Here is a 16,934-nt window from a genome sequence, read left to right on the forward strand (position 1 = left end):
GCACAAAACAAGACGGGCGGGACCATGGTCCCGCCCGTTGTCGTTGAACGACGTGTCCCCAGCCTGCCGATCAGGCGACCCGGCCGTGCCACTGGCTCAGCAGCAGGCGCGCGGACTGCGGCTTGATGCCCTGGAAACGGTCGAGGATGCGCGCCCGGTCTTCCGCCTGCAGGCGATAGCGCCACGGCCCCATGTTCAGCAGTTTTTCCACTGTCGGGAGCGCAAGGCCGGACGCCTTTGCAACGATCAGGAACGGGTCCGTGTCGACCCGCACCATCCAGTGCTTGGCTTCCTCGATGCCGATGTCGCCGATCATCGCGAAAGTGGCGACCGCCTCCGGGAACCGGTCCTCCTCGGCGAAACGCACCAGCGTGTCCTCGTCGATGCCGGGGCCGCGGGCCAGCGCATAGACGCGGCCGATCGCGGTCTCGAAGTCGTAACGGCCAAGCCAGAACTCGTTGGACAGCTTCTGCGCGGCGACACGGGCGGCACGCGGGACCTCGCCGCCCTCGGACGTGCCGGTCTCCAGCAGGCGCATGCGCACCCGCTCGCTCGCCAGCGCCGCCAGTGTCGACACCGCGCGCTCGTCGAGATCCTGACGGTCGGCAAGCGCCATCTGCAGGTCCTCGTCGAGGCCGGAAGACTGAATGAGACCGAGAACGCCGCGGGCGGACAGGCTTGCCCCGCCGTTGCGCGCAACCGTACGGTGCACGGCCGAACTGCCGCTCTCCACCAGCACGTCGGTGACCATCTCGGACAGGATCTCGCGCGCCGCGATCGCCACCTTGTGGTCCTCGCCGCGCTTGAGCGCGATCTCGACGAGGTCGGTGTCGCGCAGCACCGTGGACTGCTCCAGCACCGGACGCGCGACCTCGATCTCGTCGCCGGCCAGACGGCGGATCGTGCCCTCGGGCGCCCGGCGCAGCGAGGCCAGACGGCCGGCGATGAAGGCGCGGGCCTGCATCTCCACCATGTCGGACAGGCGTACCAGCACCGAATCGTAGACCTCGATCTGCTCGTCCGAGCATTTCTCGGACGTCAGCGAGAACAAGGTCGCGACATTGCGTGCAAGCTCGTTGCGCCGCGCCATGTCCGGTTCGTTCGCCAGCGCCTCGAAATTCACGAGCTCGGTATTTGGCATGTTCGACATTGCTATTTCCCCGACCGAGAATCCTGGTTTCGTCGTGGATAGCATGAGCCCCTTAAACAAAACATCGACACGAACAGGTCATTACTTACCTATATTTTAGAACAATACTTGCTGAATTCGAAGTAAATTTGATTAAAAATTGAACCATGGCGGGATGCGGCAAATCGCAGGCAGACGAAGGCCGCACACCGTGGGATAAACACCCCAGATACGCATCAGCCCGGAGGTGAAGGTGAGCGAAAGAGCTGTGGACGAAACGCCGGCGCGGCCCGGTGAGGAAGCCTTCGACCACGACCCGGCACAGGGACCGTTCGACGCCGGTCTCGTCTTCATCGGACACGTGGAAACGCCCTGGGCGACACGCGCCGAATGTCCGCGCAACGGTCGCGCCACCGACGCCGTCTGCCGCGTCCGCCTCAAGCCGGAATACCGTAAGGGGCTGAAGTCGGTGGAGGAATGCAGCCACCTCATCCTGCTCTACTGGATGCACAAGGCCAGGCGCGACCTTGCGGTGCTCGCCCCCGGTTTCGCCGACGAGACCCACGGTTGCTTCGGCCTGCGCGCACCGGTCCGGCCGAACCCGGTATCGCTGTCGGTGGTTCAGTTGCTGGAGATGACGGAGGACGGGTTTCTCGTGCGCGGGCTCGATTGCCTGAACAGCACGCCGCTGATCGACATCAAGCCCTATTTCGCGACGACCGACGCCGTGCCGGAGGCGCGGGTGCGCTGGCGCGAGCGCCTGAAGGACGTCGAGGCGGTCAGCCCGCCGGGCGGCGCCTGAACGACAGGGCCCGCAGCCGAACCCACTCGCCCGCCCCGCGCACCGCCCGCGCCGCCGGCCGCTCGACGATGACGGTCAGCACCAGCGCCGCAAGCGCGACCGCGGCAAGAATGACGAGCGCCGAGACGCCGGGCCCGAGCGCAGGCGCGAGCAGGAAGAAGCCGGCATAGCCGATGTGCTGGTGCAGCAGGTAGAACGGATAGGTGGCCCGCCCGGCCACCGCTACCGGGCCGACGGGCAGCCACGGCACGTCCAGCCGCGTTGCCAGCGCCAGCACGAGGAGCGAGACGGCAACGATGCCGGCAACCGCAATCGGAGAGAACGGCGCGCCGCGATAGAGCTCGACCAGCCCTCCGGCGAACAGGATCGCCGCGGCAGTGGCCTGCACGAAGGCCGCCGCGAGAACGAGGCTCGCCCCCGCCTCCCCGCGCTCGCGCGCCCGCAGCATCATCCCGAAGGCGAAGAAACCGGCAAAGTCGGTCAGAAGAAGCCGGCGGAGAACGTCGCTGCCGATCACGGCCTGATCGAGCGCGGCAACCGCCAGCCAGACAAGGGCAATGGCAACCTGGTGACGCGACCACAGGCCGACGAGCATCAGCAGCCCGACCCAGCCATAGAACAGGATCTCGGCGACGATGGACCAGTAGGCCCCGTCCATGAAGGGCTGGCCGAGAAACGGCGACAGCATCGTCAGGTTGGCGAGATATTGCGGCAGCGACAGGGGAAAGCCGAGCGCCGGCACGGCAAGGGTGACCAGCGCGGTCAGCGTCATCGCCACCACATAGACGGGCCACAGCCGCGCGATGCGGGCAACGGCGAAGGTGAAAGGATCGCGCCCTTCCGTCGAGATCGAGATGACATAGCCGGAAATGGCGAAGAAGACCGAGACGCCGAGATAGCCGAACCGCGCCCACTCTCCCGGAGAGCCTGCCCCGGCAACCGGCCCGGCCTCGCCGGTGACCTGCATGCGAAAGCCGTAGTGGAACCAGGCGACCGCCGCCACAGCCGCCACCCGCATCAGATCGAGACCCGGCCGTCTTGCGGCAGCGCTCATCAACTCCACTCCCCTCGCCTCAGGCACAGAGTATCGCCGGGCCCCGGTTAAGGGGAGTTGAAACGACGGGGCGCTCCCTGATCAGCAACAATCGCATTGAAGGCCGCACGCGATAAGCTTATCCAATGGCGATGATCACGCTTCGCCAGCTGCGCTATTTCGATGCGCTTGCCCGTCACCTGCATTTCGGCCGCGCCGCCGAGGCCGTCGCCGTATCCCAGCCGGCGCTGTCCATGCAGATCCGCGAGCTGGAGGCGATCCTCGGCGTTGCGCTGGTCGAGCGGCGGCCGGCCGGCGTTCGCCTGACGGCGGAAGGACAGGAGATCGCGCGCCGGGCCCGGCGCATCCTCGCCGAAACCCGAGATCTGCTCGATTACGGCCAGCATGCCAGCCAGGTGATGAGCGGCACGCTCCGTCTCGGCATCATTCCCTCCATCGCCCCCTATCTCCTGCCGCGCATCCTGCCGGCGCTGATCCGGAGCCACCCTGAAGCCGAACTGCAGCTGCGCGAGACGCTGACCCAGGCGCTGGTCGGCGAGCTGTTGCAGGGCGAACTCGACGTCATCCTGGCCGCCCTGCCCGTCGCCGGCGCAGAATTCGAGACCCGGCCGCTGTTCCAGGACCGCTTCCTGCTGGCCGTGCAGTCGCGCCCGGACCTCGACGAACGCCAGCGCGTCGACCCGCGGACCGTCAACGGCTCGTCCCTGCTGCTGCTGGAGGAAGGCCACTGCCTGCGCGATCAGGCGCTGAACTACTGCGAGGGATTGCAGCCGACCGCCCGTTCGGGCTTCGGCGCCACCAGCCTGTCGACGGTGATGCAGATGGTCGCGGCCGGCTACGGCGTGACCCTGCTGCCCGAGCTCTGCGCCTCGGTGGAAGTGCGCGACGAACGGGTGGCGCTGCTGCGCTTCCAGGAGCCGCAACCGCAACGCACCGTCGGGCTGGTCTGGCGGCGCTCCTCCCCGCGCAAGCGCGACTTCGAGGCGCTCGGTGCCTGCATCCTGGAGGCGCTGGAGCCGAGCGGCCAGCCGCTCCTGCCGCCGGTGGTCGGTGAGGATCCTCGCGCCGGACAGCGCCCCGATGCCTGAGCGGAGCGTGCTGCCATGATGTTGGGCGGGAAAGCCTCAGGCGGCACGCGCCGCCAGAAGGAGATGCGCAAGGCGCTGCGGGTGACCGCACCGCGCATCCCTTTCGCGGATGCCGAGCCGGTGCTGGCCGGGGCGCTCGCCCCGCATCTGCGGCACATGCCGCCCTCCGTCGCCGTCTGGCTTGCCCTCGTCGCCCATGTTCGCCACGCCCATAGCGACTACGACGCGCTGCTCGAGGAAGGCTACGAGCGCGACGCGGCCCGCTATTTCGCGCTCCCCTCGATCAACGACACGCTGCTCGACTGGGGCGCGACACGACAGGTCAGCGCGGACGAGGACGAGATCAGCGGGGACTGAGGGCGAACCCTCAGCGGTAGATCCAGTGCTCGGGGATATGCGCGGTGACCGCCTCGCCGGGGCGGATGACGCCGGGCCGTTCCACATAGGCAACGAGGCCGCGGCGGCGACGCGCCGTCTTGGGGAACAGCAGGTCGATGCCCTCGCGGTCGGGATAGTGCTCGCCGATGGAGGCTCCGGCGATCCGGCAGGGCATGTTGTCGCCGTCGACCCTCAGCACCGCACCGCCGGCGAAGACGAGACGTGTGCGCGGCGGCATCAGCGACAGGCGCGGCAAGCCCTCCAGAAGGACATTGCCCCCGATCCACTCCGCCTCGATGCGCGGCAGGCCCATGTCGGCGGCGACCTCGGCCAGTTCCTCCACGGACAGGATCGACACCTGCCGCTCGTTGCACATCTCGGTGCCGCGCGGATACCAGGGCTCGCGCGAGCCCGAGCGGCGGGTGTAGCCGGTGTGGCGCCCTCCGGGGATGCCCTCGAAGCAGAGCTTCAATGCCGCCGTCCAGGTGGTGCGGAAGTCGTCCGGCGTCTGGGTGGCGAGCACCTTGACCGTGGTGGCGCCGAGCTTGCGCGCCGGCACGCTCTGCAACTCATCCATGTGCTCGCGTCCGAACAGATCCGCCATCGCTTACCTTCCTGCCTCATCGCCCGCAGGCAGAACCTGCGCGGAAACACGAGGGATACAATGAGTCCTGCGGGCAGGAAAGCCGCGCTTTTCCGACCGGCGGACGGCAGAAACGAAAACGGCGGCGCGAACCCGCACCGCCGTTTCCTGTCATGGGCGTGTGTCGCTGGCGCCTCAGCGCGTCAGCGGCTTGTACTTGATGCGGCGCGGATCGGCCGCATGGGCGCCGAGACGACGCACCTTGTCCTTCTCGTAGTCCTCGAAGTTGCCCTCGAACCACTCCACATGGCTGTCGCCCTCGAAGGCGAGCATGTGCGTGGCCAGGCGGTCGAGGAACATACGATCGTGGCTGATGACCACGGCGCAGCCGGCATAGTTCTCCAGCGCATCCTCAAGCGCCGCCAGCGTCTCGGTGTCGAGGTCGTTGGTCGGCTCGTCGAGCAGCAGCACGTTGGCGCCCTGCTTCAGCACCTTGGCAAGGTGCACGCGATTGCGCTGTCCGCCCGAGAGGTTGCCCACCTTCGCCTGCTGGGCCGGGCCCTTGAAGTTGAAGGACGAGCAATAGGCGCGCGAATTGATCTCCTTGCCGTCGAGATAGATGATCTCGTGGCCGTCGGAAATCTCTTCCCAGACCGTCTTGTTCGGGTCGAGCTTGTCGCGCGACTGGTCGACATAGCCAAGGTGCACGCTGTCGCCGATGGTGACGGTGCCCGAATCCGGCTTTTCCTGGCCGGTCAGCAGCTTGAACAGGGTCGTCTTGCCGGCGCCGTTCGGGCCGATGACGCCGACGATGCCGCCGCGCGGCAGCTTGAACGTCAGGTCCTCGATCAGGAGGCGGTCGCCGAAGCCCTTGGAGACGTTCTCCAGGTCGATGACGTTGTTGCCGAGCCGCTCGCCGACCGGGATGAGGATCTGGTCGATGGTCGGCAGACGCTCTTCCTGCTTGGACAGCAGATCCTCATAGGCGCGGATACGCGCCTTGGACTTGGTCTGGCGACCCTTCGGCGACATGCCCATCCACTCGCGCTCGCGGGAGATCGCACGCGAGCGGGCCATGTCCTCGCGGCCCTCCTGCTCCATGCGCTTGGTCTTCTTCTCCAGATAGACCGAGTAGTTGCCCTCGTACGGAATGCCCTGGCCGCGGTCGAGCTCCAGGATCCAGCCCGTGACGTTGTCGAGGAAGTAGCGATCGTGGGTGATGATCAGCACCGAGCCCTTGAACTCGCGCAGGTGCCGCTCCAGCCAGTGCACCGTCTCGGCGTCCAGGTGGTTGGTCGGCTCGTCGAGCAGCAGGAGGTCCGGCTCCGACAGCAGCAGCTGGCACAGCGCCACGCGGCGACGCTCGCCGCCGGACAGGTTTTCGACCTCGGAATCGGACGGCGGGCAGCGCAGGGCCTCCATCGCCATCTCGACCTTGCTCTCGAGGTTCCACAGGTCCTCGGCATCGATGATGTCCTGGAGCTTGGCGCCCTCGTCCGCCGTCTCGTCGGAATAGTTCATCATCAGTTCGTTGTAGCGGTCGACGATCGCCTGCTTGTGGGCAACGCCCAGCATGACGTTCTCGAGCACCGTCTTGGTCGGGTCGAGATGCGGCTCCTGCGGCAGGTAGCCGATGCGCGCGCCTTCGGCCGCCCACGCTTCGCCGGTATACTCCTTGTCGAGGCCGGCCATGATCTTGAGGAGCGTCGACTTGCCCGCGCCGTTCGGGCCCAGGATGCCGATCTTGGCGTCCGGGTAGAAGGACAGGTGGATGTTGTCGAGGACCTTCTTGCCGTTATAGGCCTTCGACAGACCGTGCATGTGATAGATGAACTGGCGCGCCATAGGTGCTTGCCGCTCCATTCTGGACATGAGGGGAAACTGGCCGCTTCTTAGTCGATGGCGGCCTTCGGGGCAAGGGAAAGTCCCCGGACGCAAGCCCTTTCGGCCCCCCCGGCCTCCATTCGCGCCCCCTCTCCGCCCGCCTTGCCACCCGCTTGGCCACCCGCTTGGCCACCCGCTGTGCAGATGTGCCGGATCGGCACGACGGCCGCCTCGTCGGCGTTTACCTCCCGTTCACCGTCGACCAGCATTCTGGCGACGGGCTGGGCCCTCAGAAGGATTCAAGTCATGCGTATCCCGAGACCGGCCGGACTTGCCGGCGTTCTTGCTCTTTCCCTGCTGGTCGCGGCCTGCGGCTCGAACCGTTTCGAGCGCGGCGTGACGGGTGGTGCCATCGGCGGTGCAGCCGGCGCAGGCGCGCTGGCGCTGGCCGGCGGTCCCGTTCTGGTCGGCATGGCGGCCGGCGCCGTCGGCGGCGCTGCCATCGGCGCGCTGACCAACGAGTGCCAGATCGACCTCGGACCGCAGCGCCCCAACAACTGCTGAGGCGGCATCGGCGCTCGCCGAAGCAGGCTTTCCCCGCACACAGAAGCACGTTCCCGGGACCGGCATGTCGAAGGACAGGGCCGGTCCCGCGCTTTCGCGCGTCCGCCGGTTGCTGGTGCGCCGACCCACCAACGCATCGCAACGCCTTGATATCATGAAGTATCTTCTCGCGAGTTCCGCTGCAGACCTGCACGTTCTTAAAGCAACAACATTGTAAAAAATTACTATTGCAACGAAATGCTTTGATTTCGCATCCGGCGGAGTCATATTTTCGCCAGAAAAGAGAGACCAATAAAGCCGGCAAGGCCGAGGCAACGCCCAGCAGAAACGGGACGGACAGAAGTTTGCTTGTTCCGAAAAACAAAAGGCAGGCCTTCTCCAGGCGCGGGAAGGCGAACATCCTTTTCCTGCATGTGCCGAAATGCGGCGGATCCTTCGTGGAGCAGGCCTTCCTGCCCTGGATCCTGAAATGCCCCTCGCGCCGCATTCGCGATGCCCGCGGCCACCTTACCTATCGCGAATACGCAAAGGTTTTCGACCGGCACCGGGTCGACCTGTCCGCCATGCATGTCTTCACCGTCGTGCGCAATCCCTGGGACTGGCACGTCTCCTGGTTCCACTATCTCAAGGAAGACCTCGGCCGCGGCCGATCGGGCATGCCCACCGAGGTGGAGCTGTTCCAGAACTACGGCTTTTCCGACTACCTGCGCTGGCTGGCGGACGACGAGGCGCCGACCTCCCCCACCCGCTACATCCGCAAGCAGCAGCTCGACTACCTGACCGACGCGGCCGGCACGCTCGCCGTCCAGCGCATCCTGCGGCAGGAACGGCTGGCCGACGACCTTGCCAAGATGGCGGCGGAGCTGGACCTTGCCGTCACCGTTCCCGAGCGCCGCGCCAATCCGTCGTCGCACGGCCACTACCGCGAGTATTACGACGACTTCGGGATCGAGCTGATCGCCAGGCGTCACAAGGACGACGTCGAGACCTTCGGCTATACGTTCTGAAGCAATTCGCGGCGGGCTGCGGACTTGCAATTCGCCGCCCAAGCTGCGATGCCTCAGCCCTTCCGTCCCTCTTGCGAGTTCACGATCCCCAATGGGCTTCAACCTGATCCGCTTCGCCCTCGACCCGCACTACCGGGCCGTCAAGCGCTGGAAACTCGCAAAGGGCGACGAACGCCTGCTGACCGATGTGCCGTTGGACGGGAATTCCCTGGTCGTCGATGCCGGCTTCTACAAGGGCGACTTTTCCGCCCGCATCTCCCAGAAGGGTTCGCCGAAGGTTCTGGCCTTCGAGCCGGCGCCGGAATTCTGCGAGCGCGCCCGCCCGCTGCTCGCCGCCATGCCGAACGTCACGCTCGACTGCGCCGGCCTGTCGGATTTCAACGGCACGGCGAAGCTCGTCTACGACAATGACGGCAGCAGCACCCAGCGGCAGCAAGAAGGCGAGAGCGTCGAGGTCCAGCTGCGACGCGCCTCGGACATCGTGCGTGCGGCCGGCCGGCCGATCGACCTGATGAAGCTCAACATCGAGGGCGACGAATACCCGGTCCTGGAGAATCTGATCGCGGAAGGCCTGATGGGCGAGGTGCGCCATCTCGTGGTGCAGTTCCACCTGATCGACGGGACCAGCCGCGAGCGCTACGCCCGGATCGCCGAAGGTCTGTCGAAGACCCACGATCTTGCCTGGCGCTACCCGTTCGTCTGGGAACGCTGGGACCTGCGCGACAGCGTCTCGCCAAGTAGATAGAGCCGGCGGCGAATGCCGTCGCTGAAGCGCAGCCGGCGGCCGTCGAGATGACCGACCGTGCGCGGATGGCCGTAAGGGCCGTAGATGTAGCCGCCGCCGACATAGCGGCAGACCCCGCCTTCCAGCCCGACCGAACGCCCGTCCGGCCCCTTCAGCAGCGGCAGCACCACCTCGCGATACCGCACGATGTCGAGGATATGCGGGTTGTTGGACCGCCCGCTGATCCGGCAGATCGGAAACTCGGCATCGCCCGCCGGCTCCAGCCCGAGATCGAAGGCGGCCGGCCGGTTCCGCCGCTTGTTGAAGCGCAGGTAGTCGATGCCGCGCGCGCGCATCTCGTCCACCATCCGGTCGAGGGAATGATGGATGCGGCTCTTCACGAAGACGAAGTCGTGCTCCAGCTGCATCGCATAGGCGCCCTCGCAGACCTCCAGCGAGCGGCAGAAGCCGTCGAGCATGCCGTTGGTCTGCACCAGCTCGAAGGGAATGTCCGGCAGCCCGTCGTGGATCGTCGCGACCCAGGGCTCGAACATGTCCGGGTTCGGATTGGGATCGATGAAGATGCGGGTGACGATGCGGTGACGGCTGTCCTTGCCGAAGACATCGAAAAACGAGCGCACGGCATGGTGGGCGAGGCAGTGGGACGGATCCCGCGATGCCACGTTGGTGAAGACGTTGAGGTTGAAGACCTCGGACTTCATGCGGACTCCATGCTTGCTTTCCCGCTGCGCCGACCGTAAGCGTGGCGCGTCCCGACCCATTTCGCAGCCTTATAGGTGGCCCGACGTGTCAAAGCCAGTCCCGCGACGCTGGATGAAGCGGCTGGACGCCGTGCTCATGCCAGCCCCCTACCGGGCGCTGGCGAGCCGTGTGATGCTGCCCGCCTGGCCGCGCGCGCGCCTTGCGGAAAGCCGCATCGAGCGCATCGGCGAGGAACTGACCTCGACCCGGCTGGGCGCTGATCGTGCCGGCTGCCTGCGCGTTTCCGGCCCGCTCGACATCGATCCGCTCTCCGGTCTTCTCTTCGACGACGCCCGCCTGGTCGCCCCGCAACCGGGCGAGGAGCTTCTGCCCTGGCCGCAGGCCCGGCCCGACGTGACCCGGCGGCTGCGGATGAACCCGGTGCGGCGCGAGCCGCTGACCGTGCTGCATCACGGCAGCGGCGGCACGCTCGCCGCCTTCTGCTCGGACGTGCTGCCGCGCTTTTTCGCGCTCGACCATTTCGCCCTGCCCCAGGACCTGCTCGTCGTGGTGCCGGTCTCCATGGGCATGACCGACCATTTCCAGGACGCGCTCACCGACGGTGTGTTCCGGCCGCGCCCGGTCGAGTTGATGCGCCAGGGCCGCGTGACCCGCACCGATGCGGCCTATGTGATCGAGCGACCGCTTGCCCATGCCGGCATCCTTGCCCGGATCGCGGCCAAGCTCGCGGCGGTCTATCCGTCGGACGGCGCATCGGGAGAACCGAGCGATCTCATCCTGTGCGACGGCGGAGCCCCGCGCGCCGAACGGCTGCTGGCCGGGCACGCAGAGCTTCGCAAGGCGGTGGCCGACAACCGCCTCGACATCGTCGATCCGTCCGATCTTCCCTTGCGCGCGCTCGTGCAGCGTCTGCGCCGCGCCCGCACGCTGTTCGCCCCGTCCACCGGCGAGCTGTCCGCGGCCGTATTGGCCAGCGGTTCCCTGCAGCGTCTCGTCGAGATCGCCGACCCGTCGCGCCGGCCCGATCCGCGCCCGGCACTGATCGCCGACGGGCTCGGCCTCGCTCTGGAGCACCTCAGCGCCCGGTGATACCGGCAGGCGTGCGGCCCAGGCCGTGGACTCATAATTGTGCCGGCAACGGCGTCGCAAAACCTTGAAAACCGAATGGTTTCCTGCGGTCTTGCTCCTTGTATCCGAACAGGTTCGCGCAGACCGTTTCTCGCCAGAATTATGAGTTCACGACCTAGCCGCGTTCGAACAGCGCCAGATGCAGCCGGTCGGCCACCCGCCGCAGCGGCCTCAGCGCCTGCGTGAGCCGGCGATAGGGCGCGCGTGCCGGCGGGCGGATTGCCTGCGCCTCGGCCAGCAGGGCCGGCGCGCCCTCCCCGCGCCCCTTCACCAGCCGTTCGAGCACCGGAAACACCTGGTGCTCCTCCATCAGCCGGCGGCGGTTTTCGCGCATCGCCGCTTGCACCTCGGGCCGCGACACCGGATCGTCTTCCACGACGGCGAGCAGCGTCTTCAGCGCCGTTTCCGGCCGGGTGATGTCCAGCGCGGTGAAACCGAGCGGATCGAAATAGCGCTCCAGCCCCGGCCCGCCGGCAACGATGGGATAGGCCCCGGCCAGCAGCGGATCGGCGAGTTTTTCCGTCCAGCAATGCGGATCGAGGTTGTTCTCCAGCACCAGGTGGTAGCGGTAGCCGTCGAGCCCTTCGGCCTTGTCGGCGACCTCGCGAAAACCGCGCCCGTAGATGTCGAGCCGCTCGCCCAGCGCCGCCTTGGCACGGCGCAGGAAACGGAGCCGGCGCACCTGGTTGCGGTTCAGCGCCTTGGTCGAGCAGACGGCCGAAATCAGTCCGCGCACCGGCTCGCAAGGAACAGGCCGCGCTGCAAGCTCGGCAAAGCCGAGCCGCGGCGGACCGCCGGCGGAGGCGCCGAGCCCCGTCCCGTAGAACCACGGCGAGGACGGCTGCATGTGCAAGGCCTCGCCGTCGAAACCGGGCAGCGGCGACGAGGTGACGGCAATCCCGAACTGCGAGATGAAGGCCGGATCGTAATGCTTGATCGACACCGGCTCGGGCAGGAAGACGATGCGGCGCTCACGCGGCAGAAGCGTCAGCAGCCCGCGCGGCGGCTGGTCGTAGACCACCAGCCAGTCCGCTCCCTCGCCCGTGCCGTTGCCGGGCACAAGGTGGATGTCGCCCCATCGCCCGTCGCCTTCCCGGCTTTGGCGCAGCAGAAAGTCGAAGGATTGGGCGGTGGCGAGCTGGATGACGGTCATGCCTGGAAGGCCCTGCGTTTGCTGTGTCCTGCCGGAAAGATCCGGCTTCCCGCAGCGATAGCGCATGGCGGCATCCCGGCAAAGACCGGAACGCAAAAAGGCCGCCGCCGAGAAGAACCCGGCGGCGGCCATGGATCATCGCACGATGTATCCGCCCTTAGCGGATATAGGGCGAGATGCAGAGGCGACGCGGCCCGTTATAGGGCTGGAAGCTGTTGTCGGACGCCCGGTAGGACCGGTAGCGCTGGTTGCACCAGGCATAGTGGGCCCGGGGCAGGCCGCGCGCACGCGGCGGGACACGGTAGCGCGGACGCGGCGCATAGACGGGCGGACCCCAGCGATAACGCGGGCGCCAGCGGTGGCGCGGACGCACCCGGTGCGGCCGGCCGCGATGCCAGGTCTTCTCGACCAGGCCGCCCTGACGGGCGTCGGGCGCCACATCGATGATCGGGGCAAGTGCCCTCGCCGCATTGCCGGCTGTTGCAGCCTCGGCCGGCGCGCCGGCTCCGAAGCCGATCATTGAGGCAACGGCAATCGCCGCCGCCGCGCAAGTGTGTCTGAAACGCATGGTCCTGTCTCCTCTCGGCCTTGCGGTCCGAACCGCCTGTCCGGCAGCACGCGCTGCCGGCGGGGGAAAGGCGGGGCGGACATTCTCGCGGCGCCTTGCAAGGGTCTTCCGCGATACGACCCGACGCCCTGGCGCCGCACACCATCGCGATCAGCGATCATGATGGAGAAAGCTTAGTCCTGTGAGCGGGGCAGGACTGTGACGCAGATCATCACGGCGACGTTCACACCCGAAAACGCGGCAGCGGGACGCGAAGTTCCCCTTATCTTGTCAATTGGCATAAAATTCATATATCATGACAAATGACAGGAGGTACACCATGCCCGCAATTCGTCCCGTATCGCCTGTAACGCCCGAACCGGTGCCGCAGTTCTCCGGAGCGGAAATCCGCGCCATGCAGCGCGCGGTGGTGAACCTCTTCGCGCGCTGGGGGCTTACCGACGAGCAGGCGAGCCGCCTCCTGGGAGATATCTCGGTGCGCACCTACCAGCGCTGGAAAGCGGGTTCGCCCGGCCGTGCCGGCATCGACCTTGCCGAGCGCATGTCCAACCTCCTGGGCATCCACAAGGCGCTGCGCCTGCTGTTTCGCGATGCAGAGCGCGGCTATGGCTGGGTAACGCGCGCCAATGCCGATTTCGCCGGCCGCTCGGCCCTCGAGGTGATGCTGGATGGGCGCATCACCGATCTCATGCGCGTGCGGCGCTATCTCGACGCCCGCCGCGGCCAGTGGTGACCATGTCCGCGTCCCGGACGGCCGGCCTTGCCACCACGCGGATCGCCTGGCCACGCTATCACCGCCTGATCAGCTCCGCCTATCCGCCCATCGACCTGTTCGAGGACATTGCCGACCCGGCCGACTGGGAGCTGCTTGCCGCCGCCGAGGCCAAGAGCAACCCGCGCGTTGCCGAGACGGTCGGCTCGCTGGATCTCGTGCCGGCGGGGCGCAGGGTCAGCGGCCCCGGAGCATCCTATGTGATGGCGCCGTTCACCCATGTCTCGCCGGAGCGCAAGGGCCGCTTCCACGACGGCAGCTTCGGCGCCTTCTATGCGGCACGGGTTTTCGATACGGCCCTGTTCGAGGTCGCCCATCACCAGGCGCGGTTCTTTGCGGCAACGGGCGAGGCGCCCGGCTGGATCGCCGACATGCGCGAATTGGTCGGGGACATCGACGCGGAGCTGATCGACCTGACCACCGGTGACCCGGCGCTCGCGGACCTGCTGAACCCGGACGACTACGGCCCCTCCCAGGCCTTTGCGGCCGAGATCCGGGCCGCGGGGCACAACGGCATTGCCTATCCCAGCGTTCGCCACGCCGGCGGCGCGTGTTTCGCAGCCTTCCATCCGGACGTGATGTCCGTGCCGGTACAGGCGAGCCACCTCACCTGCCACTGGGACGGCACCCGCATCGACATGGTCAAGATCCATGAGGCAACGGGCGAAGACCGGCGCGGCAGGATCTTCCGGATCGAGGCCTGACCCGCACCGCCGTTCCGGGTGCAGCGCCTTATGCGGTCGCGCCGCCGCCCGTCTCCACCCTGTTGCGACCCTTTTCCTTCGCCGCATACAGCAGCTTGTCGGCCTCGGGCAGAAGCTCGTCGATGCTGCGCCCATCTCCCGGCCGAATGGTGAGGAGACCGATGCTCGCCGTCACCACCAGCGAGGCGCCGTTCTCCATCGGGATCGGAGCGCTGATCACCGCGCGAAGCCGCTCTGCCAGGCCCGCCGCACCCTGCTGGTCGCAGCCGGGCACCAGAATGGCGAATTCCTCTCCCCCCATACGGCCCAGAATGTCGCCGGGCCGCAGACAACCCCTCGCATGCTCGCCGAACCAGGCCAGAGCCCTGTCACCTGCCGCATGGCCGAAGCGGTCGTTCACCGCCTTGAAGTGGTCGAGATCGACCATCATCAGGGCAAAGGTCCCGTCCCGATCCTTGTCGAGGGCGAGTTGGGCGGCCGCCCGGAAGGAATCGCGGTTGCGCGCGCCTGTCAGCGGATCGTGCATGGCCATGTAATGGAGACGGGCCAGCAACTCGTTGCGGCTTTGCATGACGCAGGCGAGCATGATCGGCGCGAGCGCGACCAGCGAAATCCCCAGCCGGATCGAGACCAGATCCACTTCGTTGTCCGGGACGAACTGGCTGCCGACCAAGCCCGTGGAAACGGCAGCGAGCGTCCACACACCGGAAATCAAGGTGAGAGCCGCTGTCGGGAAGATGGGGTAGACGATCGCGCACCAAAGCAGGGCGGGAACCGGAAAGGCGACGGAGCCGGCCCCTCCGATCAACGACGCAGCGCCTCCGGCTGCGATCACCGCCAGAACGGGCAAGATATCGGGGCCCCGGATGGAAAGCCGCGAGGTCTTCCAGCGTTCTGCAAGCGTTGCCAGAGGCGGGGCCGAGAGCAGGACGGGCAAGATGGTGACGTAGTTGACGAACTCCGTGGCGAACCAGAACGACCAGCCGGTCGCGATGCTGCGCTGAAACAGCAGCGGGTTCGCCAGCATGCCGAACAGACCGGCAGAGGCCGCCGCAGCCGCGGCAATGAAGGCCAGCCAGAGCACGGATACAGGTTCCTTGAGCGCGCGTATCCTGTCCGGGTGCCACAAATGCACGGCATACCCCACACCTACGCCGAAGAGGTTCGCGGCGGTGAGAACCAGGGTCATCACAGGCGAGGAGCCGGTCATCAGGTCGGCGGCCATGAAGCCGATCGCCGCGAAGACCCAGCCCGCAGGCCGCGCTGCTCCAGGAATGCGGATGAACATCGCGAGGAGGATCGCGTTGGCCGGCCAGAGTGTCGCAAGAAAATCGGCAGGCCGCGTATAGATGCCGAACAGGCAGGCAATCAGCACCACCGACCCGATCAACAAGGGAATGCCAATCGCAAACGTGCCCTGACGTCCGGCGGCCGTCCCTTCGGGCGAGGTATCAACACTCACGGACACGGAGCCCCTTACAGCACATTTTGCAACCCGCCTTCCCCTTGCGGCAATCCGCAAGAGGCTTATGCGATAATTTAAATCAAATCAACGACGACTTGCAGACCGCAAATTTCGAGAGACATAAAACAAGAACACAAAGCAAAAATTGAAAATCGGAAGAAAATCACCAGTTCAAAATCCTTATATCCATCATCTTTATTGAAAGGCGCCGCGATCACTCCTGCGCCATGTGCGGATCGGCAAGCGCGGCGCTGGGGCGGCTGACCGGGACAGAGGTCTTCGACGTGCGCCGGGACAGGGCTTCCTCGCCGTCGCGCTGCAGCAACTGGCGGAAGGCCGGATGCATGCCCCCGTCCGAATAGGACGGCGCGCTGAGGGCAAGGCCGCTGGAGATCAACGACTCCATGGCCACGCGGTCCGCTTCCGCCTTGCTCGCCACCGCTTCCGGCACCTTGCTGACCGCCGGCGGGCACGCGGCAAGAGGATTCTTCGGCTCGCCGCCGACGAACTCCTTGTCGAACACGTAGCGCCCGCCGCACATGGAGACCTTCGGCGGCTGGCGGGTCACCTCGAAAATGTCGTAGCCGGTCTTGAGATTGCTCCAGAACGCAAAATTCCCGTCATGCCGGTGCCTTGCCATGTTCTCCGGCGTCATGCGGAACGGGAAGACCTGGACCTGGAAGGCGGACTGCCCGCCCTTCAGCGCCTCGCGCACCACCGGGTAGATTTCCTCCACCCCCTCGTCGGTCAGCGCATAGCAGCCCGACGAGGAACAGGCGCCGTGCACCATCAGGGCGCTGCCCGAATAGCCGAGCGCGCGCTCCAGCTTGTTGGGAAAGCCGAGGTTGAAGGCGAGATGGTATTGCGAGCGCGGGTTCAGCAGGCCGGCATTGACGTGATAGAAGCCTTCCGGCGCCTGGCGGTCGCCCTGCTTGCGCTTCGGCCCCAGCTTTCCGGACCAGCGGCAGATCGGGTAGGTCTTGAGCAGGGCAAACCGGCCCGACCGGTCCTTCTTCCAGACCTCGAGCTCGCTCTCCTGCTTGAAGATGCGCACCACGACGGGCGCCGACGGCGACATCGACTTCTCCGACATCATCGACAGAAGTCTTGAGGGGATCGGCTTCGATCCCCGGCCGTCATCGGCATATTCGTTCGTGGCGCAACCGCTCAACAGGGCTGCGAGAACCAGGAAGGTCGCCGCTTTTGCTGCTTTAAACATCATTCGCTTGCCAGGATCTCGTGCGTGCCGCCCCGCCCGCCGACAGATG

General features: G+C 66.6%; 18 protein-coding genes. 9 read left to right on the top strand and 9 right to left on the bottom strand.

Features of this window, described 5'->3' with window-relative positions; genetic code table 11:
* Positions 1-70: 70 nt before the first annotated feature.
* Positions 71-1,150 carry a DUF2336 domain-containing protein gene (locus GH266_RS06860; protein WP_158193231.1) on the bottom strand — a complete coding sequence of 360 codons (1,080 nt, stop codon included), beginning with the start codon at positions 1,148-1,150 and terminating at the stop codon, positions 71-73.
* 232 nt (positions 1,151-1,382) lie between these two features.
* On the opposite strand from GH266_RS06860, the gene tsaA reads away from it, so the two are divergent.
* A complete protein-coding gene (gene tsaA, locus GH266_RS06865) occupies positions 1,383-1,931 on the top strand; it encodes a tRNA (N6-threonylcarbamoyladenosine(37)-N6)-methyltransferase TrmO (RefSeq protein ID WP_244953782.1) in 549 nt (182 codons plus the stop codon).
* Here tsaA and GH266_RS06870 read toward each other — a convergent pair.
* The gene (locus tag GH266_RS06870; RefSeq protein WP_158193232.1) at positions 1,909-2,985 is read right to left on the bottom strand and encodes an acyltransferase family protein; all 1,077 of its coding nucleotides are present in this window, start codon (positions 2,983-2,985) and stop codon (positions 1,909-1,911) included. The genes tsaA and GH266_RS06870 overlap by 23 nt on opposite strands.
* Before the next feature lie 125 nt (positions 2,986-3,110).
* On the opposite strand from GH266_RS06870, the gene GH266_RS06875 reads away from it, so the two are divergent.
* Together GH266_RS06875 and GH266_RS06880 are read left to right on the top strand one after the other, a co-directional pair.
* The gene (locus GH266_RS06875; protein ID WP_342354288.1) at positions 3,111-4,073 is read left to right on the top strand and encodes a LysR substrate-binding domain-containing protein; all 963 of its coding nucleotides are present in this window, start codon (positions 3,111-3,113) and stop codon (positions 4,071-4,073) included.
* Positions 4,074-4,088: 15 nt separating this feature from the next.
* Positions 4,089-4,430, top strand: a complete 342-nt coding sequence (locus GH266_RS06880) for a DUF2293 domain-containing protein (RefSeq protein ID WP_244953783.1) — start codon at positions 4,089-4,091, stop codon at positions 4,428-4,430.
* Positions 4,431-4,440: 10 nt separating this feature from the next.
* Here the strand turns inward: GH266_RS06880 and GH266_RS06885 are convergent, their stop codons facing one another.
* Both GH266_RS06885 and ettA read right to left on the bottom strand, forming a co-directional pair.
* Entirely contained in the window at positions 4,441-5,055 is a 615-nt protein-coding gene (locus GH266_RS06885; protein ID WP_158193233.1) for an MOSC domain-containing protein, read from the bottom strand.
* A gap of 174 nt (positions 5,056-5,229) precedes the next feature.
* Positions 5,230-6,879, bottom strand: coding sequence for an energy-dependent translational throttle protein EttA (gene ettA / locus GH266_RS06890; RefSeq protein ID WP_158193234.1), 1,650 nt, complete (start codon positions 6,877-6,879; stop codon positions 5,230-5,232).
* A 285-nt stretch (positions 6,880-7,164) separates the two neighbouring features.
* Between ettA and GH266_RS06895 the strand changes: the two genes are divergently transcribed.
* The 3 genes from GH266_RS06895 to GH266_RS06905 all read left to right on the top strand — a co-directional run bounded on the left by GH266_RS06895 (position 7,165) and on the right by GH266_RS06905 (position 9,174).
* Complete coding sequence (locus GH266_RS06895) at positions 7,165-7,422, top strand: hypothetical protein (protein ID WP_067217391.1); 258 nt, start codon at positions 7,165-7,167, stop codon at positions 7,420-7,422.
* A 344-nt stretch (positions 7,423-7,766) separates the two neighbouring features.
* Entirely contained in the window at positions 7,767-8,429 is a 663-nt protein-coding gene (locus GH266_RS06900; RefSeq protein WP_158193235.1) for a sulfotransferase family 2 domain-containing protein, read from the top strand.
* A 91-nt stretch (positions 8,430-8,520) separates the two neighbouring features.
* Positions 8,521-9,174, top strand: coding sequence for an FkbM family methyltransferase (locus tag GH266_RS06905; RefSeq protein ID WP_158193236.1), 654 nt, complete (start codon positions 8,521-8,523; stop codon positions 9,172-9,174).
* On the opposite strand, the gene GH266_RS06910 is transcribed toward GH266_RS06905, so the two are convergent.
* The gene (locus GH266_RS06910) at positions 9,117-9,875 is read right to left on the bottom strand and encodes a hypothetical protein (protein WP_158193237.1); all 759 of its coding nucleotides are present in this window, start codon (positions 9,873-9,875) and stop codon (positions 9,117-9,119) included. The two genes, GH266_RS06905 and GH266_RS06910, sit on opposite strands and share 58 nt — an antisense overlap.
* 85 nt (positions 9,876-9,960) lie before the next feature.
* On the opposite strand from GH266_RS06910, the gene GH266_RS06915 reads away from it, so the two are divergent.
* The gene (locus tag GH266_RS06915; RefSeq protein WP_158193238.1) at positions 9,961-10,965 is read left to right on the top strand and encodes a glycosyltransferase 61 family protein; all 1,005 of its coding nucleotides are present in this window, start codon (positions 9,961-9,963) and stop codon (positions 10,963-10,965) included.
* 154 nt (positions 10,966-11,119) lie between these two features.
* On the opposite strand, the gene GH266_RS06920 is transcribed toward GH266_RS06915, so the two are convergent.
* Both GH266_RS06920 and GH266_RS23340 read right to left on the bottom strand, forming a co-directional pair.
* A complete protein-coding gene (locus GH266_RS06920) occupies positions 11,120-12,157 on the bottom strand; it encodes a glycosyltransferase family 10 fucosyltransferase (protein WP_158193239.1) in 1,038 nt (345 codons plus the stop codon).
* A 157-nt stretch (positions 12,158-12,314) separates the two neighbouring features.
* Positions 12,315-12,725, bottom strand: coding sequence for a BA14K family protein (locus GH266_RS23340; RefSeq protein ID WP_158193240.1), 411 nt, complete (start codon positions 12,723-12,725; stop codon positions 12,315-12,317).
* A gap of 319 nt (positions 12,726-13,044) precedes the next feature.
* Here GH266_RS23340 and GH266_RS06930 point away from each other — a divergent pair, with 319 nt between their 5' ends.
* Positions 13,045-13,458 (top strand): MbcA/ParS/Xre antitoxin family protein, encoded by a 414-nt coding sequence (locus GH266_RS06930; protein WP_199270466.1) that lies wholly within the window; start codon positions 13,045-13,047, stop codon positions 13,456-13,458.
* 2 nt (positions 13,459-13,460) lie between these two features.
* The gene (locus GH266_RS06935; RefSeq protein WP_158193241.1) at positions 13,461-14,201 is read left to right on the top strand and encodes an RES family NAD+ phosphorylase; all 741 of its coding nucleotides are present in this window, start codon (positions 13,461-13,463) and stop codon (positions 14,199-14,201) included.
* A 28-nt stretch (positions 14,202-14,229) separates the two neighbouring features.
* Here GH266_RS06935 and GH266_RS06940 read toward each other — a convergent pair whose 3' ends face one another.
* Both GH266_RS06940 and GH266_RS06945 read right to left on the bottom strand, forming a co-directional pair.
* The gene (locus GH266_RS06940; protein ID WP_158193242.1) at positions 14,230-15,663 is read right to left on the bottom strand and encodes a GGDEF domain-containing protein; all 1,434 of its coding nucleotides are present in this window, start codon (positions 15,661-15,663) and stop codon (positions 14,230-14,232) included.
* A 217-nt stretch (positions 15,664-15,880) separates the two neighbouring features.
* Positions 15,881-16,888 (bottom strand): L,D-transpeptidase family protein, encoded by a 1,008-nt coding sequence (locus GH266_RS06945; RefSeq protein WP_158193243.1) that lies wholly within the window; start codon positions 16,886-16,888, stop codon positions 15,881-15,883.
* Between the last annotated feature and the right edge of the window lie 46 nt (positions 16,889-16,934).

Origin of the sequence: Stappia indica, from assembly GCF_009789575.1 — a bacterium.
GTDB classification, from domain to species: Bacteria; Pseudomonadota; Alphaproteobacteria; order Rhizobiales; family Stappiaceae; genus Stappia; species Stappia indica_A.